Source organism: Microcoleus sp. A2-C3, assembly GCF_036706065.1.
Classification (GTDB): domain Bacteria; phylum Cyanobacteriota; class Cyanobacteriia; order Cyanobacteriales; family Microcoleaceae; genus Microcoleus.
The window spans coordinates 18,570-42,294 of record NZ_JAUBVX010000048.1; the positions used below are offsets into that span (position 1 = coordinate 18,570).

Consider the following 23,725-nt stretch of genomic DNA (forward strand, 5'->3'; position numbering starts at 1 on the left):
CAACTTAAGACTAAAAAAATATTCCAAAACTGTAACAAATAAACCTATAAATCCGGCTGTTCCTGATAATATTCCGCAGAACTAGGGTCTAATTCCCACCTATCTTCATCTCGGTGATTGAGCATATCTGCTGTGTGCAAAATAGCTCCATCGGCCATTTCTATACCCGCCGCAGCTCCGAGTTCATCAACCATATCTTGGTCGGGATTTGGAGCACTTCCCCCTACTAATTTCTCGCCAGTGGCCCTTTCTTGTTCCGCCGCAGCAACCTCGCCATCGTCTCCACTGATTTGGGAACTGGTTGAACCGTATTCCGCACTGCTGTCGTTCAAGGTTGTGATTTCGTATTGGTTCAATCCCGGTTCAACGATAACGCCAGTACCGTAAGATTCAGTAATTTCTTGAGGCAAATTGCTGGAATTATCGCGCTCTTCTGCTAAATTTTCAGCTCGTTTATTTTGCTGTGCCATGATGTTTTCTCCTGAGTTTTTTTAAATCTATTCAATACTTCGGGATTTTGCTATTGGCTTTAGCTGAATTGTAATTAACTGCCAATAGCTGTAATCAAGGAATGACAATTAAATAACTATTGATTTTTGCTCGTTTTGCTCGTTACCAGTCAGAGCGAAAGTAATGCAAATCAGGAGGAATATCCTCTCTTTACCTCGCCGCTTCTCGATAGAGAACAGTGTGGCAGATGTTTGAGTTATTAAATTTTCCTTACTAATTATAATCATAACTGCTCTTTAAGCAGTTAGCTTCTATCCCAAGAAATAACTTGATTGGGCTCGGCTATTTCATTGGGAATACAAAAAACATCGCCCTTTCAAATGGGCGATGTTTTTTCTAAGGAGCGCTAATTCTATTCGGGAAAATCAGGAATTACCCATTTGGGAGGTTCCGTCCGTTTCCTTCTGATCGCTTCCTCTGCCATTTCCAGCATTTTGTCGAGAGAAGTATTTTCAATAAAGTTTGACGTTGCCGCCGCGTATTCTCGCTTCGGGCACTGATCGCCCAAAACGCAGCCGTTGACGCAAGCTACAGCACAATCGACAGTGTTCTCCACCATAACTTTTTTCCTTTCACGGTTCCAACAACAAGCAGGCAGGTGCTCTAGGTGAATTTGTCAAGAGACTGCCCTCTCTCTTCATTTTACTTTACAAATAGTCGTTAATGTCGATCGCCCGGGCAAAACTGTTATAAAATCAAAGCAACCTACCAAATTTGCCGATCGTGAGTAATTTTCTGCGCCGCTTAAAACTTTTACCTTGGCGAGAAATGCTGCAAATTGCCGCCCTCGTCAACTCAATTGTGATTGGACTGGAGCTATTTTTAGCATGGGGTTTCACGCAATCACGGGTAATCCGCAACATCCTGACACTTCTATACGGTTCCTCCCTCGGAATATTGATACCTTTTGTTACAGCAGTGGGAATGGGAGCTTTAGCAGTGTACTTTTTGGAGTATTGGCAGCAGCATTTTTTGCTCAACCGGACTAATTTGTGGGTTTTAGTTTTGTGCGTGTTTTTAGGTTTGGTATTAAAGTCATTCCTGCCCATACCTCCTTTTTTAGCAAGTTTATCGGAAGCTGCACTAATCGGAGTTACGGTGGGAATTTTTTGGAAGGGCCGGCCTTATTGGCGATAGTTTTTAGTCATTGTAGGGTACGCACTGCTATATAAAGTCAAGGTATCTGCTGACATTGCGTACCTGTTGATTCTTGATTAATCATGAGATAATTGAGAAAATGCGGATTTGATATAAAATGTGTTGGATTATGTGCTAAATTTCCATTGATTGAATAATGAGTATTAAAAACCGCCAGCAGACTAACCTGTTGCTGCTATTATTCCCCGCCACCGCATGGCTGATAATTTTCTTCATTTTGCCAGTGCTAATTGTACTTTTGTACAGTTTCTTAGAACGCGGTACTTATGGCGGTGTTACTTGGGTATTTACTCTCAGCAACTACCAGCGTTTGTTCAGCGGACTTTTTTTAGGGGTAATTGGGCGATCGCTCTTTTTAGCTTTTTTGACAACTGCGGCTTGTTTGTTAGTTGGCTATCCCCTAGCATTCTTCATCGCCACCCGTCCTCCCCGCTGGCGAAACGCCTTGCTTTTGCTGGTAATTATTCCATTTTGGACTAACTTTTTAGTGAGAACCTACGCCTGGATAATTCTGCTGCGTAGCGAAGGAGTAGTTAACACAGCCTTGCAAAGCCTGCATCTGATTAACGAACCGTTAAATTTGCTATTTACGCCTTTCGCTGTGGCGATCGGTCTAATTTACGGCTATTTACCTTTTATGGTTCTACCTTTATATTCTAGCATAGAACGCTTCAACTTTTCATTAGTAGAAGCCGCTCAAGATTTAGGCGCAAATGATATTAGAACATTCTGGCGCGTATTTTTACCATTGACAACTCGCGGCATTGTTGCAGGCTCAATTTTGGTTTTTGTTCCCGCAGTTGGAGCTTTCATCACACCTGATATATTGGGCGGCTCTAAAACAATTATGGTGGGAAACTTGATTCAAAATCAGTTTATGAAAGCCCGCGACTGGCCTTTTGGTTCCGCCCTTTCTATGTTGTTAACAGTAATTATATTGATTCCTGTTTTGGTTTACTTCCGCGTCTCTGATGAAAGTTCATAAATGGTGTGCATCGCGCACCGTACATTTAAGATAAAATGCCCAATGCCCAATGCCCAATGCCCAATGCCCAATGCCCAATGCCCAATGCCCAATGCTCAATGACTAATGACTAAAACAAAACTAGATTTGCTCGTGCGGGCGATCGGCAAAAAGTGGCTTTGGGTACAAGCTGCACTAGCATTTGCCTTTCTCTACTTGCCAATTCTCATCTTAATCATTTACTCCTTCAACGCTTCCAAATTTAACGCAGTTTGGCGCGGTTTTACCCTCGATTGGTACGGCAGCTTGTTTAGCAATGCAGGTGCGACTCTTGCTACCAGCAGCAGCGCCGGAATTTTGCCAGCACTTAGCAATAGCTTGCTAATTGCAGCGATTTCGACGGCTTTAGCGACAATTTTCGGTACCATGCTCGCGCTAGCGCTGGAACGCTTTCATTTTCTGGGACGAAAAGCCGTAGAAGCTTTACTGTTTTTGCCGATTATTATGCCCGAAATTACGATCGGCATTTCGCTGCTAGTTTTCTTCACCCTAGTATTTCGGATCGTAGAAAATCTCACAGGAATTCACCTCAATCTCGGCTTACCTACAGTAATTATCGGTCACATTGTCTTTAATATTTCATTTGTGACGATTACTGTCAGGGCACGTTTGGCGGAACTCGATCCTCAATTAGAACAAGCAGCCTTTGACTTGGGCGCTAACGAATGGCGGACTTTTTGGCGCATCACTTTTCCTCTAATTTGGCCCGCAATTTTCAGCGCTGCACTGCTGGCTTTTACCCTGTCTCTCGATGATTTTGTCGTGACATTTTTTACCACAGGCGTTGGTTCCATGACGCTGCCACTATTGGTTTACGGCATGATAAAATTTGCAGTAACACCAGCAATTAATGCCATCTCAACTTTGATGCTGCTAGCTTCTTTATTGCTGGTTGTATCGTCGCTAAGAGTTCAAAAAAGCTAAAAAACTTGCTTTGTGTGTCATAATTAATTTCGCCTACAACTAACAAAACCCATGAAACGCCTCCTGACTTTCTTACTTTTGTTTGTGATCAGTGCAACGGTGGTTTTCGGCTGTAGCCGCACAGGCGGCAACCAGCAGCAAGTCCTCAGCATTTACAATTATGCAAGTTATATCGCTCCAGAAACGATCGCCCAATTCGAGAAAGATAACAACGTTAAAATTCAATACGACACTTTCGAGAACAGCGACGCACTCTACGCCAAACTCAAACAGGGAAATCCCGGTTACGATGTAATATTTCCCGCCGATTACATGGTGAAAATCATGGCAGCCGATAATATACTTGAGCCGTTAGATTCCCAGAAAATTCCTAACACAACAAATCTGGATTCGAGATGGATGAACCAAACATTTGACCCTGGCAATAAATATTCATTGCCTTATCAGTGGGGAACAATGGGAATTGGCTACAACGTAAAAGTAACCAAGGGCGAGATTAACAGTTGGGGGGCGATGTTCGATGCTAAATATACGGGAAAAATAGCATGGCAAGATGATGCCAGATATACTTTTGCAGCGGTTTTAATGTATTTAGGATTTGATCCAAATACAACTAATCTCGAAGAAATTAACAAAGCCCGCGACTTGCTGATTAAAAATAAAAATATGATTACCGCTTTTGTCCCAGACACTGGTCAAACTCTGCTCGATCAAGGAGAAGTAAACTTGACAATGGAATGGAGCGGCGATATTTTTCAGGTGATGAAAGATAATCCAAATCTCCGCTATGCTATTCCCAAAGAAGGAACAATTGTTTTTTCTGATAACATGGCAATTCCCAAAGGTGCGCCGCACAAAGAGTTAGCTGAAAAATTTATTAACTTTATTTTGCAGCCAGAAGTAGGTGCTAAAATTTCCAATTTTACCCACTTTGGCTCGCCGAATAAAGCAGCAATAGACAAAGGTTTAATTGACCCGAAAGATTTGAATAATCCTCAGATTTACCCACCTGCTGAGGTGTTGGGCAAACTGAAATTCTTGCAGGATGTCGGGAAAGCAACTGCATTGTACGATCGAGCTTCGACGGAAGTTAAAGCAGGGGCAGGAAAGTAAGCGATTTCACATTTAAATTGCCGATTTGGGCCGGCGTCGAAGCCCGCCCCACAACAGTTTGATTATTTATTGGTCAGTAATTTAAATGCTGATTAGTAGTTTGTAGGGTGTGCACTGCGCACCGATTGAATTTGTAACCAAGGCTTGCTTTAGGGGTGCGTCAGAGAGGAAATTATTGAGTAGCTGGTCGTCACATTCAGCCCGCTCCGCACCCTACAATAAGTTGAAACTGAAACTTAGTCAACCGGTGCGCAATGCGCACCCTACAAGATTAGTTGGTGCGCAATCCGCACCCTACCAGGATAGATAATAATGCACGCCGTCGAAATTTTAGACATTTCCAAAATATTTAAAAGTGCCCGCAGTCAAGATTTCTTGGCTGTAGACAATCTCAACCTGCAAATTAAAGATCGCGAATTCTTTTCTTTGCTGGGCCCTTCTGGCTGCGGCAAAACTACAACTTTGCGAATGATTGCGGGTTTTGAAATGCCCACAGCGGGCGAAATTTATATCCACGGCCAACCGATGCAGAATCGCCCGCCATTTCACCGCCCAGTGAATACGGTATTTCAAAATTATGCTTTATTTCCGCATATGACAGTAGCACAAAATGCTGCATTTGGGTTGGAAATGGAGAATTTGTCTCCGCAAAAAATTCGTGATCGCGTGGCGGGAGCTTTAGCATTAGTACAGTTAACAGATGTAGAAAAACGCTATCCCCGCCAACTGTCAGGGGGACAGCAGCAGCGAGTAGCGTTGGCGAGGGCGTTGGTTAAAGAGCCTTCTGTTTTGCTGTTGGATGAACCTCTGGGAGCACTGGATTTAAAATTGCGTAAAGAGATGCAATTAGAATTAAAAAAAATGCAGCGATTATTGGGAATTACGTTTATTTATGTAACTCACGATCAGGAAGAAGCGCTCACCATGTCGGACAGAATTGCAGTGATGGAAGGAGGAAAACTGCAACAAGTTGGGACACCTGTTGATATTTATGAATATCCGAAAACGCGGTTTGTTGCTGATTTTATTGGCGACAGCAATTTTTTGACCGGGCAAGTAGTAGAAAGGCAACAGGGTCAAGTAGTAGTGTTGGTTGACCAGGAGTTGCCTGTGTTAGTTACGACAGCAGAAGATTTGCCGGCTGGGAAAGTTGTTACCCTGGTGTTGCGGCCGGAAAAAGCTGCTATTTATCCGGCTAATTATGATGCTGAAAATGGCTGGCCAGGAACAGTAGAAGAGGCGATTTATCTTGGCACTGATACGCGCTATACGGTGCGCTTGACTGCTAAAAGCTCGATCGCCCTTCGCAGACAAAACTTGCACAGAGATGACTTACAGCGGCACAAAGTCGGTGATAGCGTTCGAGTCGCCGTGCCGCCGGAAAGTATCTGCATTTTTTGAAACGTCCTGCTGAATTCGCTCTCCCTTACTGCGGTGAGGGTGACGGAATCTCCGCCCCTGGCGAGGGAATCTCCGCAGGACTCGATTCTGGGGGCGGCGCGGGAATCTCCGCAGGACTCGATTCTGCCGAAGGCGAGGGACTCTCGGCACCGGGGGAGGGAATATCCGCACCGGGGGAGGGAATATCCGCACCGGGGGAGGGAATATCCGCAGGAGTTGGGGCGGTAGTTTCCGGGGGTGGCGGCAGTTGTTCGGGATCAGGCTGAGGGTTTTGGAGGCTGCGCACCCACAAACCTAAACCCGCGAAGGCTAGCATCAGCGCCAACAGTCCCAGCAGTGGCCCCAAACGGTTGGGTTTCTGTTTTTGAACTGGTTCCGGGGCGGGGGTTGTTTCGGGGTAAAGCAACTGTTTGGACGATTCAGAAAGCTGAGATTCTGGCATTCTCCCTGTCTTTTGGAGGGATACCGAGCCTGATACTGAGGGTGACATCGGTAGCGACACCGACGGTGATTTACTGTCGGGTATCGACTGTGATGCTGGTAGCGACGACGCCGTATCGAACAGTACCAGTCTCTCCGGCGACATCCGACAGTAAGTCATCACTACAGAGGTGTTGTCATAACCGTTTTTCTCGTTGGCGAGGCGAATCCAAGACTCAGCAGCGGCTTCCAAGGACATTTTGCCCTCAAGCACCTCTGGGCCGTAATTCTGCCAAGATTGCTCTACCCAGTCGTTATCGCTCAAACCGTCGGAACACAGCAGCAGCAAGCCTTCTTCTTCGACAATAAATCGCTGAATTGTCGGGCGCAGAAAATCGCCGTCGCGCGTGCCCAAAGCTTGAGTCAGGGCTCCTGCGTCCGATCGCAATTGAGTCTCCCAGGATAAACTGTGTCCTAGGTGCACTTCCCTGGACGCTACATCGTCATCCACAGTCAGCCGCTGACAGTAATTTTTGCCAATCCAATAGGCGCGGCTGTCTCCAACATTTACCAAATAAAGTTCGTGACTGTTATTCGACGGTACATCCTCGGAAACTTTCACTTTTTGAGGCAATTGGAGGGCCATCACCAAAGTGGTTCCCATGCGCTGGCGCAACTCTTTTCCCTGCTCGTTATTTTGAGCGGAAATCACGTTATTGACAACTTTCACTATTTCTTCGAGTTGCTTGATGACCATTACTGGTGCCATCAACTCTTCTTGTTCGGCGATTTCGGAGAGCAAATTTTGGATTAAAGCTTTCAGTGACTGCACGGCTAATTGACTGGCAACTTCTCCTCCTTCGTGGCCTCCAACCCCGTCGCAAACTATTGTCAAGTAAGGAATTAGTTTGTCGTTTCCGGCACTTTTGATCGATTGAAAATCAGCAGCAGTTGGATAGCAACTATCTTCATTTTGGGAGCGCTGTGGCCCGGTATCGGTGATGCCGACTACTTCTAAATGCAGAGGCAATTTAGCAGCTTGTTCTAATAGTAAATCGTTGAGTTCCAGGGCGATCGCATCTAAATTCATGCTGCGGCGGCGCATAAACAGACAAATCTCGCCGAGTTTCGACTGTATATCGGGCTGGGCTGATTCCACCAAACCCGACCACACATCTCCCAAATCCTTCAGCGTCGGTACAAAATTACCCCGATGTAGTTCCAGCAGACGAACCCGCCAACCTTCCACCCGCAAATTTTCCGGTACCAGCAAACTCGCAGCGACTCCTTGTTCCGACAGGGGCTCCCACAGTTGGAGCATTTGCCACAGCCAGTAAACTTGGCGCGTGGCACTTGTCTGAGACCAAGCTTGTAGAATAGAAGGATACAGGCTACCGAAATTATTGACTGGCACATTTTCCAACAACAGCACTTCTGTCGCTTCCGCTGCTTCCCCCAGGTCACAAAAACCGTATACTTCGGGCGTATGCAGCCGTTGGGGATACAAATGCAGGTAAGGCATAATGGTATCCGGCAGTTGTTCTGGAACGCTTGGAGTGAGAGATGGACGGCTGTCGAGCCAGATTTGGGGTGCAATGACCAAATATCGATCGGCGATTACCCTACCAGCGGGCACTTCCTCGACTGCTGGGCCAACCGCCCACAAATATCGATAAATTAAATTGGTTTCGCAAGCTGCACACTGCTGGCGGCCAAAGGTATTGCCGGGATCGGGACAGCTCAGATTCGCGCAATAAATGGGTTGTGAGAAACTACTGATCATATCGAAATAGTTTGTGTAAAAACATTCTGAAGATATATGATTCCCAGGCTCGAATTCACGAACTTGAGAATAAACTGATTTTAGCCCCTATCAATTTCTTAACTGCCTTTGGGGCCCTAGAAATTGTAGTTGCTGCCAGTCTCGATCGGCTTAGATTTGTAATCTAAGTTACTAAACTCTGACTTTGAGTACAATGGAAGCCTCAACCTGGTACCGCGATGTGAACAATCGCTCCTGAGGGCTGGCAAGTCGCAAATCCTTGCAGAGTCTGTTGTTGGCAATTCTGAAATCTCAAATTTCAAATCTAAGAATCTAAATAGTATCACTATTCCTTTTTATGATCTGGACTCCCACGCTCCTTTGGCTGCTAGCTGGGACTTTGCTCTGTTTGGCAGAGTTATTTCTCCCGACTGCTTTTGTCGCTTTTATGATGGGACTGAGCGCCTTCGCCGTAGCTGGATGCTCTTTAGTTCTACCTTACGTTAATTTACAAATATTCCTGTGGATGGTATTTTCGACAGTTTTTGTGCTGCTGTCCCGGCGGTTGATACCAAAAGGTAAGGTAAGGGCGATCGCAGATTCTCAGGAAGCAAAAACTTTAACAGAAATTCCATCAGGAGAATCGGGTCGAGTGATTTATGAGGGGAATTCTTGGCAAGCTCGTTGCGAAGACACTTCTACCGCCATCCCCCCCAACCAAAACGTAATTGTTGTGGGACGGAAAGGCACTACTCTGATAGTTTTGCCAGAAAACTTATTGCATTCTTAAACAAAATGCGTAATCGATCGCCGACAATTAGTAGTTAGTCATTAGTCAGTAGTCATTAGTCAGTAGTCAACAGTCAACAGTCAACAGTCAATCAATATTTAACAGTCAAAATTGATAGGAGTCAACTGTGGAACAATTATTTTTACTCGTGTTTTTAGCACTAGGCGGTTCAACCCTCGCCGGTTCCGTCAAAATTATCAATCAGGGAAATCAAGCATTGGTTGAGACTTTAGGTAAATATAATGGCAGGAAACTCGAACCTGGTTTGAATTTTGTGACACCGTTTCTCGATCGCGTAGTTTACGAGCAAACTATTCGGGAAAAAGTCTTAGATGTTCCCCCGCAAGCTTGCATCACGCGCGACAACGTTTCGTTTACGGTTGATGCTGTGGTTTACTGGCGAATTGTAGACTTGGACAAAGCCTGTTACAAAGTTGAAAATCTTCAGTCAGCAATGGTAAATATGGTGCTGACTCAAATTCGCGCGGAAATGGGTCAATTGGATCTCGAACAAACTTTTACGGCTCGTTCTCAAATTAATGAAATCTTGCTCAGAGATTTAGATGTTGTTACCGATCCTTGGGGAGTGAAAGTAACGCGGGTAGAATTGCGCGATATTATCCCTTCTAAAACTGTACAGGAATCGATGGAATTGCAGATGGCAGCCGATCGCCGAAAACGGGCGGCAATTTTGACATCGGAGGGCGAACGGGAGTCGGCAGTTAACAGCGCCAAAGGTAAGGCGGAAGCGCAGGTTCTGGATGCGGAAGCGCGCCAAAAATCGACTATTTTGGAGGCGGAAGCTCAACAAAAGGCGATCGTCCTGAAAGCGCAAGCAGAACGCCAAAGTCAGGTTTTGAAAGCTCAAGCTACTTCGGAGGCTTTGCAGATTATCGGCAAAACCCTGCAAAATGACCCCAATGCGCGGGAAGCTTTACAGTTTTTGTTAGCTCAAAACTATTTGGACATGGGCTTAAAAATTGGCAGCAGCGACAGTAGCAAGGTGATGTTTATGGATCCGCGCAGCATCCCCGCTACGATGGAAGGATTGCGATCGATGGTTGGGGAAGGTAATAGTAATGAGGTGAAGAAATAGAAAAAGGGCGATCGAAATCGCTCCTATACAAGCAAGAAAGGGCGATTGAAATCGCTTCTACACAAACGATGTCCGCCTCCGCGGACTAAGAATTAATTCAACCCGCGCAGGCGGGTTTCGTCTGTATAGCAGCGATTTCAATCGCCGAGTAAGAACGATATAAGTTTTTCCTTCTTCCTTCTTCCTTCTTCCTTCTTCCTTCTTCCTTCTTCCTTCTTCCTTCTTCCTTCTTCCTTCTTCCTTCCCTAAGATTCTTGAGCCAAAGTACACCGATCGCACAATCCGAAAAATTCCAATGTGTGATAATAAATTTTGAAAGAATGTGATTGTTGTAGTTGGCTTTCTAAGTGATGGACGGGGCACTCGTCGATCGTAATGGACGCGCCGCATTCGAGACAAGTGAGGTGATGTTGGTCTTGGTGGGCGGCACCGTAGAGAGACTCGCCACTAGCAAGGGTTCTGACGTGAACGAAGCCCTCTCGCTTTAAACCGTCGAGGGAGCGGTAAACGGTTGCTAAGCCCATGCTTTGGTCGCTGTTACGCAGTTCTAGGTAGATATCTTGCGCTGAGAGCGATCGATTTAAGGTCTTGAGCAAGTCTAAAATACGCTCCTGACTGCGGGTGCGGTTGGTTCTCATAATTTTTTTGTGTAATCTGCTGGAATCACATTTGTCCCTGCTTCTAGGCTATCTCACTTGGGGGAGTCATACCAAATCCTCGTCTACAGAAGACTCGGCGGTTGAAACCGCGTCTACACATACGAAGTCTGCCTCCGCAGACTGGGGAATAAGAGCGTATTTAAGCCCGGATTTGGTGTGGAAGGTCGATCGCGCGCAACCTGGTTGTAGAATACAATGGCGCTAACTTGCACATCACCTACCGCAACATTCCCGTGACTCAGAAATATCTTGCCCAAATCTATGTTACCCTTCGCCCTTCGGTTTTAGATCCTGCCGGCACTGCCGTACAGTCTGGTTTGCAACACATGGGATACGACAATGTTGAGGGCGTCCGCATCGGGAAGTACGTTGAATTGACGCTGACTGCTGCGGGCGAATCGGAGGCCCGCGAACAACTCGATCGCGTTTGCGACCAACTTTTGGCGAATCCAGTTATTGAGAATTATCGCTTTGATTTGACGGCAATTGCTGTACCTGTCGAGACAGCAGGGGTATAAATGCGATCGCCCCTAGGGTGTTTTTCAACCCGGAGATCCCCCCTAACCCCCCTTAAAAAGGGGGGGACAAGAGCGTTCTGAAAGTCTTTGTTAAAAAGCGGGGACAAGAGCATTCAAAGTCTTCGTTAAAAACACAAGAACTAGAACGACTCAAAGTCCCCCTTCTTAAGGGGGATTTAGGGGGATCTAGACTTTGATACAAGCGAGAGAAACCTAAGATTTCAGGCGTTGCTGATTTACGGTATGAAAGGCTAAATATGCAATTCATAAAAACCAGCGTCCACAAAGCTTCTGGATTTTAAAATTATTTGTTTCATACCCTGATTAAGCAACGCCAGATTTCAGTCTTAAGTTGACACCTCTTCCTTCTTCCTTCTTCCTTCTTCCTTCTTCCTTCTTCCTTCAGCTTATGAAATTTGGAGTTATTGTTTTTCCCGGTTCAAATTGCGATCGCGATGTGGTGTGGGTGACTCAAGGGTTGCTGCACCAACCGACGCGGATGATTTGGCACGAAGATACGGATATTTCGGATATTGACATCATTGTAATTCCCGGCGGTTTCAGTTACGGAGATTATTTGCGGTGCGGCGCGATCGCCCGTTTTTCTCCGGCGATGCGGGCTACGGCAGAGCACGCGAAACAAGGAAAGCTTGTATTGGGCATCTGCAACGGTTTTCAGGTGTTGACTGAAGCTGGTTTATTGCCCGGTGCTCTGGTGCGGAATGCGGGATTGAATTTTATTTGCGATCGCGCTTCTTTGAAAGTTGAGCGGGGTAATACTCCTTGGACTGCCGCTTATACTTCGGGTGAAATCATCGATTTGCCGATCGCCCACGGTGAAGGCAACTATTATGCTGATGCCGATACTTTAGCAGAGCTAGAAGAACACGATCAAGTGCTATTTCGCTACTGCACAGAGGCAGGCAAAATTAACGATGCTGGCAATCCGAATGGTTCGTTAAATAATATTGCGGGCATTTGCAATCGCGAGGGCAATGTGTTAGGAATGATGCCGCATCCTGAGAGGGCTTCCGATCCGATGTTGGGCGAAACTGATGGGGTGAAATTGTTTCAAGGGTTGCTGATGGCTACTGTGGCGGCTGTTTTGTAGTTCGTAAAATTTACGCTTGTAGCCGAGGCCAGATCCCCCCTAACCCCCCTTAAGAAGGGGGGGGACAAGAATCTTCTCGAAGTCCCCCGACTATCGGAGGGATTTAAGGGGGATTCTGGCCTTAAGAATGGGAGGACAAGAATCGTCTCAAAGTCCCCCTTCTTAAGGGGGATTTAGGGGGATCTGGCCTCGGATAAAAGCGAGATTTATCAACGGTTTCAGGTTTAAGCTGACACATATTAGCAGTGCCGTTTCCCTACGGGGGGATTTATTTCGTGATTGCTCCTACCTTGTAGCAATTCTCTCGCCGCGCTAAACTACGGCAAAGTGAGAAAAATATTTAATTTATGCCACAGATAGATTTAGCAAATATTAAAACTAGGGTACTTGGATGCAGCGCGGTGATGACTGTCGGGCAAGTTATTTCTACTGTGCTCAGTGGGCCGGGGGCGGAAGCGGCAGCGGCGATGATCGGTGGCCCGATCGCAGTTGTGGGTGTTTCTGTCTTAGGAACGATCGCAACTAATCTAGCTGGGAGTCTGATGGCGGATGATGTGGGAAACCACATAGTCGATCGCTTGGCGAAGAATAAGCATATCCTGGACAATCACGATTTGACTAGGGCGGCGGGTGAGGCGATCGGCTATATTCTCAAGTCGGTGGCGCGATCGACTGAATTAACAGAACTTGCCAAATCTCAGCATTTGCCCGATCCTAAAAAAGCACTCAACCAATTAGCCGAGGAAAGTATTACCTATTGGCTCAATATTAACACAGAAATTACCAATTCGTCAAGTGTTTTAAAGATTTCCGAAGACCAACTTACTAAGATTTTTTCTGCTGATAGTTTTGATGAAGTTACGGGATTGACAGCGGAAGATTGGGGGATTTTTGTCAGGGAATTTGCGGCAAGTGAGGGCAAATCCTTCGATCGTGAAATCGTGCAGTTTGTGGCGCAGAAACTGCACGCAACTTTTCCGCAAGCGTTTCGGGAAGTGCTGAAACAGGATGCGGAGACTGGCGGGCAGAAGTTTGCGGCGATGGTGTTGAATCTGCATCAAATTGCTTTGGGCGAACTCAAAGATTTGGGGCTGCAAAATCGCGAAATTCTCGATAAATTGGAGGCGGTGGCAACTCAGCAGCAGATTTGTCAAGTGATGGCGAAATTGGCATCAATAGAAATTGGCATCCGATCCGATTTAGGGCAAATACAGGATTTGCTGCAAAGATTAGTTGATACTTCCGCGCCCCGATTGCCACTTCCCTACGAGTGCGAGACGATTATTAATGATAAAGTTCAAGACTTTACCGGCCGCAAATTTGTGTTTGAAGCAATGAGTCGCTTCTTGCTGGAAAATCCGAAAGGTTACTTTGTTTTAGAAGCCGATCCGGGAGTTGGCAAAAGTTCAATTATGGCTATGTACGTGCTGCTGCTGGATCGCCGCTGCGTTGTCCATTTTAATTCGCAATCTCAAGGCATTGTCCGGCCAGAACAATTTCTGGAAAATGTCTGTACTCAGTTAATTCAAGTCTTTAAACTAGATTATCCAAGATTGCCGGAGAATGCGACGAGAGATGGCATTTTTTTTAGTCGGTTGTTGCGGGAAGTTAGCGCTAAATTGAACGGCAAAAAGTTGATTTTTGTGGTGGATGCGCTGGATGAAGTTGATTTGAGTTTGCAAAGTAGCGGTAGCAATGTCCTCTATTTGCCGGATTCTTTGCCCAAAAACGTTTATTTTCTTGTCTCGAAGCGGCCGGAATCTCTGTCAATGCCCGCGAATCATCAGGTTTTCGATTTGATGCAGTTCTGTGCAGAAAGTCTCGAAGATATCAAGGATAACATTGAAAAACGCACGAGCAATAGTTCGTCAATTCAGGATTGGATTAACCGTCAAAATTTGAGCCGGGAACAGTTTGTGGCAGTTGTGGCACAGAAAAGCCAAAATAATTTTATGTACCTCCGCTACGTGCTGAATGATATCGACAGCGGCAAGTATAGCGATGTCAGTTTGCAAGATTTGCCGAGGGAGTTGGAAGGATATTATGAGAAGCACTGGGCGCGGATGGAAATGGCGGTTAGGGATAAAGAATTGCGCCGCCGGAAGTTGAAGGTTATTTATTTGTTGACTAAAACTCGGAAGCCAGTAGCCTGCGATATTTTGGCGGATTTTGCTGAGGAAGATGCCTTAGACGTGCAGGAAGTTCTGAAAGATTGGGAGCAGTTTTTGCGGCGCAGCAATAACACTCCCCCAGGTTACAGTATCTATCACGCGAGTTTCCAAAATTTTCTTCACCGCATAGATGTGGTCCAAAAAGCCGGAGTCTCACTGCGGGATATCGAAAATATGATTTCTGATAATTTGTGGGAGGAGTTATACGGCGATGAGTAAGTTTAAACAACGGTTGGGGGAAATGTCGCCGCAAAAGCGGCTTTATGTTTTGGAAACTCTGCCGGGGCATTTGGCCCAGAGTGTTCAAGGGGAAAGGCTGCATCAGTTGTTGGCGGATTTCGATTTTATTGAGGCGAAATTGGATGCGTTGGGGGTACAACTGCTAATTGAGGATTACGATTTGGCGAATAATAATCATGTGTTATTCTCTGAGGAGCAAAGTCAAATAATGAAATTGATTCAAGGGGCAATTCGCAAGTCAGCGCACGTTTTGGAGGATGATAAAACACAGATTGCAGGGCATTTGTTGGGGAGGTTGCTGGATTTTGAAATGCCCCAGATTCAGAGGATGCTGACACAAGCAAAGCAGTCGATAGATCGTCCTTGGTTGCGGCCTGTGAATGCTAATTTAGAACGGTCTGGAGAAGGTGCGTTGCGGACGCTTGTTGGTCATACTGGCAGGGTAAATGCAGTGGCGATCGCACCAGACGGCCTCACAGCGATTTCCGCTTCCTGGGATAAAACCCTGAAAATCTGGGACATCAATAGCGGCCGGGAACTGAAAACTCTCAGCTATCATACTGACTCGGTAAATGCAGTCGCAATCGCACGACACGGCATCACAGCAATTTCCGCTTCAACTGATAACATCCTCAAAATATGGGACATTGAGACCGGTAACTGCTTGAGAACTCTCACCGGTCACACTAGCACGGTACTAGCAGTGGCGATCGCACCAGACGGCCTCACAGCAATTTCTGCTTCCAGTGATAACACCCTGAAAATCTGGGATATCGATAGCGGTAAACCATTAAGAACTCTCATCGGTCATACTAACTGGGTAAATGCAGTCGCGATCGCGCCAGACGGCCTCACAGTAATTTCCGCTTCAAGTGATAAAACTGTGAAAGTCTGGGATATTGAAAGTGGTAAACCATTGAGAACTCTCACCAGTCATACTGCGTGGGTAAATGCAGTCGCGATCGTACCAGACGGCCTCACAGCAATTTCTGCTTCAAGTGATAAAACCCTGAAAATCTGGGATATCGGCAGTGGTAAACCATTGAGAACTCTCATCGGTCATACTAAAGAGATAATAGGTGTGGCAATCGCACCAGACGGCCTCACAGTAATTTCCGCTTCAAGTGATAAAACTGTGAAAGTCTGGGATATTGAAAGTGGCACAGAAGTAAGAACTTTCACTGGTCATACTGGCACGGTACTAGCAGTCGCGATCGCACCAGACGGCCTCACAGCGATTTCCGCTTCAGACGATAAAAACCTGAAAATCTGGGATACAGGCAGCGGCAAAGAATTGAGAACTACAACTCCTATGGGTCATACATCCTCGGTACGGGCAGTGGCGATCGCACCCGATGGCAAACGAGTGATTTCGGCTTCACGGGATAAAACGCTGAAAATCTGGGATATCGACAGTGGCACAGAAGTAAGAACCCTCACTGGTCATACTGGGTGGGTACGCGCAGTGGCGTTCGCACCAGACGGCCTCCTAGCAATTTCCGCTTCAGACGATAAAACCCTGAAAATCTGGAATATCGACAGTGACACAGAAGTCAGAACTCTCATCGGTCATGTGTCCTCGATATGGGCAGTAGCGATCGCACCAGACGGCCTCACAGCGATTTCCGCTTCGCGGGATAAAACCCTGAAAATCTGGGATATTGACAGTGGCACAGAAGTCAGAACTCTGATTGGTCATACTGATTCTGTATGGGCATTAGCGATCGCACCAGACGGTCTCACAGCGATTTCTGCTTCAGGAGATAAAACCCTGAAAATCTGGGATATTAACAGTGATACAGAAGTAAGAACTCTTAGGGGTCATGTGTCCTCGATATGGGCAGTAGCGATCGCACCAGACGGCCTCACAGCGATTTCCGCTTCACGGGATAAAACCCTAAAAATCTGGGATATCAACAGTGGCACAGAAGTAAGAACTCTTAGGGGTCATACTGACTTGGTAAATGCAGTGGCGATCGCACCTGATGGCCTCACAGCGATTTCCGCTTCATGGGATGGAACCCTAAAAATCTGGGATCTGCTCAGTGGTAACGAGGTTGCTAGTTTCAGAGGAGATGGTGCGTTTAATTGCTGTGCTTTTGCCCCTGATGGAGTGACAGTTGTAGCGGGCGATAATTCGGGCCGGGTGCATTTCCTGCGTTTGGAGGGAATGGGGGATTTGGGCGATGTTTGAGAGCAATGGGCGATGAATTTTTGGGGTAGGTTCAACAGTTGACAGTTGACAGTTGACAGTTGACAGTTGCAGCAATCAAACCGTTTTTGCCCAAATCTACGGGTTTTTTTGGGTTAATGTGCGATATTTTGGGGAATGGGCGATCGGGCGATCGGGCAGATCCCCCCTAGCCCCCCTTAAAGAAGGGGGGGACAAGAAGCGCTCAAAGTCCCCCTTCTTAAGGGGGATTTAGGGGGATCTGGCCTCGGCTATCGACGACAGATACAAAGGGTTTTAGTGCGATCGGGCGATCGGGCGATCGGGATTTACGCACTCCCAGCAAAGAAACCGGGTTTTTGCCCAAATCTATGGGTTGTAACGAAGTATTTCGGAAAAAACCCGGTTTCTGGAGCCCCGCGATCGACTTTTTTTGGTTAATGTGCGATCGGGCGATGGCTTACGCCCCGCTACGCTACGACTCTTCAACCTGCGGAGGCAGGTTTTGTCTGTGTAGACGCGGTTTCAACCGCCGGGTTTTTGCCCAAATCTACGGGTTTTTTTGGTTAATGTGCGATCGGGAAATGGGCGATCGGGCGATCGGGCTTAGAAAAGCACCCGGCGGTTGAAACCGCGGCTACACAAACGAAGTCCGCCTCCGCGGACTAAGAAAAATTATCTTCAACCTGCGGAGGCAGGTTTTGTCTGTGTAGACGGGGTTTCAACCGCCGTTTCAACCGCCGTTTCAACCGCCATTTTAACTCAACCGCCATCTCAACCGCCATCTCAACCGCCATCTCAACCGCCATCTCAACCGCCGTTTCAACCGCCGTTTCAACCGCCGTTTCAACCGCAGACAAACACCACATCAATCAACCGCCGTCTCATCCAATCCTAGCGGCACAAAATACTGACTATAAACCACACTACCAGGCTCCCAAAGAGGCCGCCAATAAACATTCTGGATCACCGCTTTCTCCCCATCACCCTCAGCCGGCCACTGAAAACTGACGATCGCAATATTACTATATCCCACAATCTCATCACCCTCTTGCAGCCAGCGATTGCGCCACAACAGCGCTATAAAATTCCACAACCTATGCAGCCGCGACAATTGTTTATTTGTGTGCGTTCTAGTTGACATTTCACCATTTTCATGATGCAAAAACACCCTAGCTTTTTGTCGTTTCATCCAGTCAATTCGATAGCCCCAATCAGGAAAAGATTGCTTATTCCTCACAGCAGCAGCCACAGCTTTCTTTCTGCCACTTCTCGAAATCTTCACCAACTCCAGCGGCTCATTCCATCCCAAACATTCGTGCGATCGCTCTGGCAATAGCGACTTAACCTTAGTATGAATCACATGAGTTTTCCACTCTTCATTAATCAAAGCACTAGCCGTTAACTGCGCCAACACAGAATGTTTTCTATCTGTGATTTGAGATTTTAGATCCAACTCAGATGCAGGGGAAAAACGCTCAAAATCCGGGCGAAAAATGCCAAAATGTTTATCAGACCAATAACTCAGCCGCACAGCAGCAGCATAGTGAATATCCCCAGTCAAAACAATCACCCGATCGCGCTGCTTAAAAAACTCCGACAACAGCTTCACAAAAGCCAATTCATGAAAATTCCAAGCATCTCCCGCATCACTATTAAAAACCTTTCCCTGTTTCAAATCCAACTTTTGCACCGCATCAATAATCCACAAACCCACCAAATTAGTCGGCAAAACCACCAGCGTCGCCTCGATCGCAAATTCCCCAGTTTTATTCAACAAATCAGTCTCCCGCAAAGGCCGCTGAATTTGCTCCTCAAAACCCTTGTGAGTCAAAAGCATCGGCGGATCGATCGCACTTTCCACCGGATACCCCCGCCAAGTCCGCGTATCTAGCACAATCACCTCATGCTTAAAACTTCTCACAGTAAAATGCCAACTCAAAACCTCCGTTACACCCCCACCATCCCGATCCAAAATCAAAACATCTTCATCTAATTTCAACCTCGGTAAATGAGTTTTATGATCGAGTCCTGGAATTCCCAAATACTTAGCCGCATTCTCCCAAGCAGAAACATCAGTCCCCGCCGAATCCGACCACTTTTCAGCAGCTTTTAATAATTTATCTCCCGGTTTTCCCCGATCGAACTGTGCGGGCGTATTTCCCCAACCCTGAAACACAGCATAGGCCAGCAAAGCATTCTGCACCACCCGGCGGCCAAGCGGCTTACCCAGCACCCGGTAACACCACTCCCGATTCAAATAGAAATCATCGCTAACATCATGATCGTCACAAATCATGTAAGTCGGAATATTAGCCAGCGCCCGCCTCACCCTCCACAAATTTCCCGCAAAACCCCCAAGTTCAGAAACTTCTCTATCCCAGACTTTTGCCCCCTTAGAATCTTTACAAATATCCTTACCCTTCGGAAAATTATCGCACCAAAGTACAGGCGACCAAACTAACAAATACATTGCGCAATATTCCCCCAAACCGAACAAATGACTTTTCGCGTTATCCGGTTTATTCACCAACATCGCCGTAAAGCCGCCAAAATCTCTAGCAATATCGCTGCGAGTCCCCGGCTTTAACTCAATTGGCTTTTTGTAGTCAGACTCAGCCTTAGATTGTTTCGGAATAGGCGACTCTCTAAAAATTTCTCTTTTTTGGCCAGCTACGTTTTCGTTTTCCGAATTTTTAGGTATACTGATACACAAATTCTTTTTAATTTGGGCATCATTCATCAGGGGCAAATTTTCTTCCCAGCCCAAAAGTGTATCTCCAGCATCCGTCAAAGCCCACAGCATCGGATCGGCAACGTCATCGCCGTAAATTTGGTCGCCAGTTAAAAACAGTTGGTGGGGACGGAAATTTGCCATTCCTGCAAACTGTGTGATCGAATTATCCAAGATTGGCAGCGCATCTCTGCCGTCTCCTTGGGGCTTGCGACAAGAACCGTGAACGATACGCAAATAGTTTAAATCCTGCGGTGGCAGGGCAAAAGTCGGCAACCCGTGAGGGAAATAACCGATCGTCTCCGGCGAAGAAACTGACAAATTAGGGGAGGCAGGCCACAAGCAAGAAAGGAGATTTTCTTTCTCATTTTCTGGAACTGCAACCTCCGAGGGCGAGTCGCGACTCGCAGCAAACTCTATGTCATAAGCATAAATTTGTCCGTATGTCAAGGCTTTGCTGTCGGTCGGTTTAGCCGTCACGGCCACTACGTGGAGGTATTTGCCGATCGCCACGGTAGTGTTCGTACCTTGGAGCAACGGCGCACCGAGAACTTCGCCGATGCCGCCCTCAGTCGAATAAACTTTGAGTTCTACTTCGCGGGGTGCTTTCAGAGCCAGCCAAACTGTCACCGCCCCTGTTTCTGTCCGGCGCAAAATCGGGCCGGCCAGGATGAGCGGCAAGTGATGAATTCGATGATTTAATGGTGTCCACGACATAGGATTTAAACAAATAAAAATTTAATCAGAGGTTTTCTAGCAATCAGATTTGAGGCGATCGATCTTTTGTCAGTCAATTTTCCATTTTCTATTTTCTATTTACTTCACAGATCGATCGCCAGAGTCCGAACATCAGTCTAAAATTTGGGGCTTTTCACCACAGCCAGGGGGGATGCTTGTATCCGTTTTTCGGCCGGGTAAGCCGCTTAATTAATGCTAAGTCTGCCAACCCGCGCCCGCCAAATTGTAACAATTCATTAAGAAAGATTAATAATCACCATGCTACAAGAAGAACATTTACAGCATTTCCTAGATTCAGTCCCGCAACAAGTAATTAAACCATCAGAATCCCCTGTAGAGCGCAACAGCCCACCGATCTACTTGTCACCTTTAGATCGATCGATCGATCGCCACCCGCTCACAGTGGCTCCAGAAACGCCGATCGCCCAAGTGTTAGCTATCATGAACCCGATGCGCGTTTCGTGTCAGCTTTGTAGCGAAAAACAAAAAGTTCTTCCGGGCCCGACAAAGCGCAGTTGCGTCATAGTCGTGGAGGACGATCGCCCGATCGGCATTTTTACAGAACGGGATATTGTTAAGCTAACTACCGTGGCAGCTTGTGCGATCGGACTGACGATTGGTGATGTAATGACTCGATCGCTAATTACCCTCAAACAATCCGAGTCTCAAGATATTTTCACAGCGATGTTCACGTTGCGCCAGCACCAGATCCGGCACTTGCCCGTAGTCGATGAGAACTCGCGACTGATCGGCATCATCACCCGCGAAGCCATTCACGAAGCCCTGCAACCGGTTAACTTAGTAACCAATTTGCGCTGTGCAGCAGATGTAATGACGCAGGAAGTGATTTGTGCCCCAAAAACTGCCTCAGCCATCGATTTGGCCAAGCTCATGGTCAAGCATCAAGTCAGTTACATCGTGATTATCGAAGAGCAAATTCAGCATCCACAGCGGGCGGCAGCTACAGAAAATTACCAAATACCGATCGGCATTGTCACCGAGCGGGACATCGTGCAATTTCACGCCCTCGAATTAAATTTCTCGCAAATATCCATTGCCGAGACGATGAGTGCGCCTTTATTTTGCATATCTCCCGCCGATTCGCTGTTTCGGGCGCACCAGTCCATGCAGCGGTACGGAGTCCGCCGTTTGGTAGTAGTTGGCATTCAGGGAGAACTTTTGGGTGTTGTCTCTCAAACAAGTTTGCCCCAAGTTTTTAACCAATCTGAAATGTACGGGACGATCGAGCTTTTGCAACAAGCAGTAGACGATAGAGCCACCCAATTACAGAAAACCAACGAAATTTTGCAACAAGAAATTTTAGAGCGCCAGCGCGCCCAAGAAGCCCTGCGCCAAGCTCACGACGACTTAAAACAACAAGTAGAAGAGCGCACTGCTCAACTTTTAGAATCAAATGAATTATTAAGACGGGATATTATCAAGCGCCAGCGAGTCGAAGAAGTGCTGCGGACAAAGCAAAGCTGCTTAAAAAATCAAGCGCAGCAATTAGAGGAAACTGTGCGGAAGTTGCAGCAAACTCAAAGTCAATTAGTCCACACCGAAAAAATGTCTTCTTTGGGACAAATGATTGCCGGCATTGCTCACGAGATCAACAATCCGGTTAATTTTATCTACGGCAATCTGTCCCACACCAGTCATTACATCAAAGAATTGATTCAACTGTTGGAACTTTACCAGCAGCATTATCCCGAACCAGTCTCGGAAATTCGGGAAGCAGCAGCAGATATGGAAATCGATTTTTTGGTGGAAGACTTATCTAAAATCCTGTCTTCTATGCAAGTAGGAACCGATCGCATTCGCCAAATAGTTTTGTCGATGCGTAACTTTTCGCGATCGGATCAATCTAACATCAAATTCGTGGACATTCACGAGGGAATCGATAGCACTTTGTTGATTTTGCAGCACCGACTCAAAGCTCAAGGCGCACATCCAGGTATTCAAATTATTAAGGAATACGGCGATTTGCCCCCCGTCGAGTGCTGTGCCGGTCAGATCAATCAAGTGTTTATGAATATTCTCGGCAATGGTATTGATGCTTTGGATGAAACAATCCAGAATAGCCAATTGGCAAAGGGAAATGGGGAAAATCTACTATTGACTCTTCCGGCTATTACAATTCGCACTGAAGTTGTTGATGATTTTGTGGCGATCCGCATTTCCGACAACGGCGGGGGCATACCGGATGAGATTCGCCGCCAATTATTCGATCCGTTTTTTACCACCAAACCAGTCGGTAAGGGCACTGGGCTGGGACTGTCTATTTCCTACCACTTAGTTGTGGAAAAGCACGGGGGGCGGCTTGAGTGCGTTTCCGAAGTTGGACTGGGGACTGAATTTGCGATCGAAATTCCGATCGCCAGAAGTCAGTTGGCAGTTGACAGTTAGCCGTTGACAGTTAGCCGTTGACAGTTGGCGGTTGGCAGTTGGCAGTTGACAGTTGGCGGTTGGCGGTTGGCAGTTGGCGGTTGTCATTAATTAATCAAAAACAACTGAAAACTGACCACTAACAACTGAAAACTGTATTTCGCGATCGCACTTGCGCCCTCAGAAACCCGGTTTGTTAGTAATTTCTCGTTACCCAACGCAAAACTCGCAGAAACCGTATTTCTAGCCACCGATGTGTAATCCATAAACAGACAACTACCCACTGCCCACTGTCCACTGCCCACTGCCCACTGCCCACTGCCCACTGCCCACTGTCCACTGCCCACTGCCCACTGACAACTGTCCGTCAATTCCTAAAAATTAACAATTTTTTACACAAAACTCAAAACCGCAGCAAAATCACCTGCAACAGCCGAAAGCTAAGAGCACTTTGCCATCTCCAGGCCCAATTAATCGAACTCACTATCCGGTTTTGCTCATCCAACAGGACCTTTATGCCCCTTCCAGTTAGCCACACAAGTCATCAACTGCCTGCATCCTAGCCCCAAAGCCCAAAGCCCAGATTGTTTGAGAAGTTAATTTTTGTTTTATTTTTGTACCTCTTTATATTAAGAAAGTATTCTAAAAATGATTTAAAAGATAAAAAGATTATAAAAATAGATTGGTAAATCAAAAAAGAAGCTAAGATTCCCAAAGATGCAAAATAAACAAAATTACTAGCATTTTCATTTGGAGGCCCCCTTTCATTTCCTCGCAAGTTAGCTAATAATGCTTTCAAAG

The 23,725-nt window shown here is 46.5% G+C and carries 21 protein-coding genes; 13 read left to right on the forward strand and 8 right to left on the reverse strand.

Annotated elements, in window-relative coordinates:
* Positions 1–44 precede the first annotated feature (44 nt).
* Together QUB66_RS22700 and QUB66_RS22705 are read right to left on the reverse strand one after the other, a co-directional pair.
* Positions 45–470 carry a DUF6335 family protein gene (locus QUB66_RS22700; protein ID WP_332970348.1) on the reverse strand — a complete coding sequence of 142 codons (426 nt, stop codon included), beginning with the start codon at positions 468–470 and terminating at the stop codon, positions 45–47.
* A 392-nt stretch (positions 471–862) separates the two neighbouring features.
* Positions 863–1,069 (reverse strand): hypothetical protein, encoded by a 207-nt coding sequence (locus tag QUB66_RS22705; RefSeq protein WP_332970350.1) that lies wholly within the window; start codon positions 1,067–1,069, stop codon positions 863–865.
* 164 nt (positions 1,070–1,233) lie between these two features.
* Between QUB66_RS22705 and QUB66_RS22710 the strand changes: the two genes are divergently transcribed.
* The 5 genes from QUB66_RS22710 to QUB66_RS22730 all read left to right on the forward strand — a co-directional run bounded on the left by QUB66_RS22710 (position 1,234) and on the right by QUB66_RS22730 (position 6,130).
* Positions 1,234–1,647: a peptide chain release factor 1 gene (locus QUB66_RS22710; RefSeq protein ID WP_265237991.1), complete on the forward strand. Its 414-nt coding sequence runs from the start codon at positions 1,234–1,236 to the stop codon at positions 1,645–1,647.
* 157 nt (positions 1,648–1,804) lie between these two features.
* Positions 1,805–2,653 (forward strand): ABC transporter permease, encoded by an 849-nt coding sequence (locus tag QUB66_RS22715; protein ID WP_265237990.1) that lies wholly within the window; start codon positions 1,805–1,807, stop codon positions 2,651–2,653.
* Positions 2,654–2,758: 105 nt separating this feature from the next.
* Positions 2,759–3,616 carry an ABC transporter permease gene (locus QUB66_RS22720; protein ID WP_265237989.1) on the forward strand — a complete coding sequence of 286 codons (858 nt, stop codon included), beginning with the start codon at positions 2,759–2,761 and terminating at the stop codon, positions 3,614–3,616.
* A gap of 51 nt (positions 3,617–3,667) precedes the next feature.
* The gene (locus QUB66_RS22725; RefSeq protein ID WP_332970352.1) at positions 3,668–4,729 is read left to right on the forward strand and encodes an ABC transporter substrate-binding protein; all 1,062 of its coding nucleotides are present in this window, start codon (positions 3,668–3,670) and stop codon (positions 4,727–4,729) included.
* A gap of 312 nt (positions 4,730–5,041) precedes the next feature.
* Positions 5,042–6,130 carry an ABC transporter ATP-binding protein gene (locus QUB66_RS22730; RefSeq protein WP_332970353.1) on the forward strand — a complete coding sequence of 363 codons (1,089 nt, stop codon included), beginning with the start codon at positions 5,042–5,044 and terminating at the stop codon, positions 6,128–6,130.
* A 25-nt stretch (positions 6,131–6,155) separates the two neighbouring features.
* Here the strand turns inward: QUB66_RS22730 and QUB66_RS22735 are convergent, their stop codons facing one another.
* Positions 6,156–8,333: a protein phosphatase 2C domain-containing protein gene (locus QUB66_RS22735; protein WP_332970354.1), complete on the reverse strand. Its 2,178-nt coding sequence runs from the start codon at positions 8,331–8,333 to the stop codon at positions 6,156–6,158.
* Between the two features lie 337 nt (positions 8,334–8,670).
* Here QUB66_RS22735 and QUB66_RS22740 point away from each other — a divergent pair, with 337 nt between their 5' ends.
* Both QUB66_RS22740 and QUB66_RS22745 read left to right on the forward strand, forming a co-directional pair.
* Entirely contained in the window at positions 8,671–9,102 is a 432-nt protein-coding gene (locus QUB66_RS22740) for an NfeD family protein (protein ID WP_265237983.1), read from the forward strand.
* Positions 9,103–9,229: 127 nt separating this feature from the next.
* On the forward strand, positions 9,230–10,198 hold the full coding sequence (locus QUB66_RS22745) for an SPFH domain-containing protein (protein ID WP_332970355.1): 969 nt from the start codon (positions 9,230–9,232) through the stop codon (positions 10,196–10,198).
* A 57-nt stretch (positions 10,199–10,255) separates the two neighbouring features.
* Here QUB66_RS22745 and QUB66_RS22750 read toward each other — a convergent pair whose 3' ends face one another.
* Positions 10,256–10,477, reverse strand: a complete 222-nt coding sequence (locus QUB66_RS22750) for a hypothetical protein (RefSeq protein WP_332971277.1) — start codon at positions 10,475–10,477, stop codon at positions 10,256–10,258.
* Complete coding sequence (locus QUB66_RS22755) at positions 10,444–10,836, reverse strand: Fur family transcriptional regulator (protein WP_265237977.1); 393 nt, start codon at positions 10,834–10,836, stop codon at positions 10,444–10,446. The genes QUB66_RS22750 and QUB66_RS22755 overlap by 34 nt, the downstream gene beginning before the upstream one ends.
* A gap of 254 nt (positions 10,837–11,090) precedes the next feature.
* Between QUB66_RS22755 and purS the strand changes: the two genes are divergently transcribed.
* From purS to QUB66_RS22780, 5 genes are all read left to right on the forward strand, one after another.
* The gene (gene purS / locus QUB66_RS22760; protein ID WP_332970573.1) at positions 11,091–11,375 is read left to right on the forward strand and encodes a phosphoribosylformylglycinamidine synthase subunit PurS; all 285 of its coding nucleotides are present in this window, start codon (positions 11,091–11,093) and stop codon (positions 11,373–11,375) included.
* Positions 11,376–11,784: 409 nt separating this feature from the next.
* Entirely contained in the window at positions 11,785–12,486 is a 702-nt protein-coding gene (gene purQ, locus QUB66_RS22765; RefSeq protein WP_332970559.1) for a phosphoribosylformylglycinamidine synthase subunit PurQ, read from the forward strand.
* A 347-nt stretch (positions 12,487–12,833) separates the two neighbouring features.
* Entirely contained in the window at positions 12,834–14,876 is a 2,043-nt protein-coding gene (locus tag QUB66_RS22770) for an ATP-binding protein (protein ID WP_332970560.1), read from the forward strand.
* Positions 14,869–17,091 (forward strand): hypothetical protein, encoded by a 2,223-nt coding sequence (locus QUB66_RS22775; protein ID WP_332970561.1) that lies wholly within the window; start codon positions 14,869–14,871, stop codon positions 17,089–17,091. Before QUB66_RS22770 ends, QUB66_RS22775 begins: the two co-directional genes overlap by 8 nt.
* Positions 17,092–17,438: 347 nt before the next feature.
* Positions 17,439–17,696 carry a hypothetical protein gene (locus QUB66_RS22780; RefSeq protein WP_332970562.1) on the forward strand — a complete coding sequence of 86 codons (258 nt, stop codon included), beginning with the start codon at positions 17,439–17,441 and terminating at the stop codon, positions 17,694–17,696.
* A gap of 36 nt (positions 17,697–17,732) precedes the next feature.
* On the opposite strand, the gene QUB66_RS22785 is transcribed toward QUB66_RS22780, so the two are convergent.
* On the reverse strand, positions 17,733–17,936 hold the full coding sequence (locus QUB66_RS22785; protein WP_332970563.1) for a hypothetical protein: 204 nt from the start codon (positions 17,934–17,936) through the stop codon (positions 17,733–17,735).
* Positions 17,936–20,518, reverse strand: a complete 2,583-nt coding sequence (locus QUB66_RS22790) for a PhoD-like phosphatase (protein WP_332970564.1) — start codon at positions 20,516–20,518, stop codon at positions 17,936–17,938. Before QUB66_RS22790 ends, QUB66_RS22785 begins: the two co-directional genes overlap by 1 nt.
* Before the next feature lie 279 nt (positions 20,519–20,797).
* Here QUB66_RS22790 and QUB66_RS22795 point away from each other — a divergent pair, with 279 nt between their 5' ends.
* The gene (locus QUB66_RS22795; protein ID WP_332970565.1) at positions 20,798–22,945 is read left to right on the forward strand and encodes a CBS domain-containing protein; all 2,148 of its coding nucleotides are present in this window, start codon (positions 20,798–20,800) and stop codon (positions 22,943–22,945) included.
* 86 nt (positions 22,946–23,031) lie between these two features.
* Here the strand turns inward: QUB66_RS22795 and QUB66_RS22800 are convergent, their stop codons facing one another.
* Complete coding sequence (locus QUB66_RS22800; protein WP_265237964.1) at positions 23,032–23,190, reverse strand: hypothetical protein; 159 nt, start codon at positions 23,188–23,190, stop codon at positions 23,032–23,034.
* Positions 23,191–23,725 lie beyond the last annotated feature (535 nt).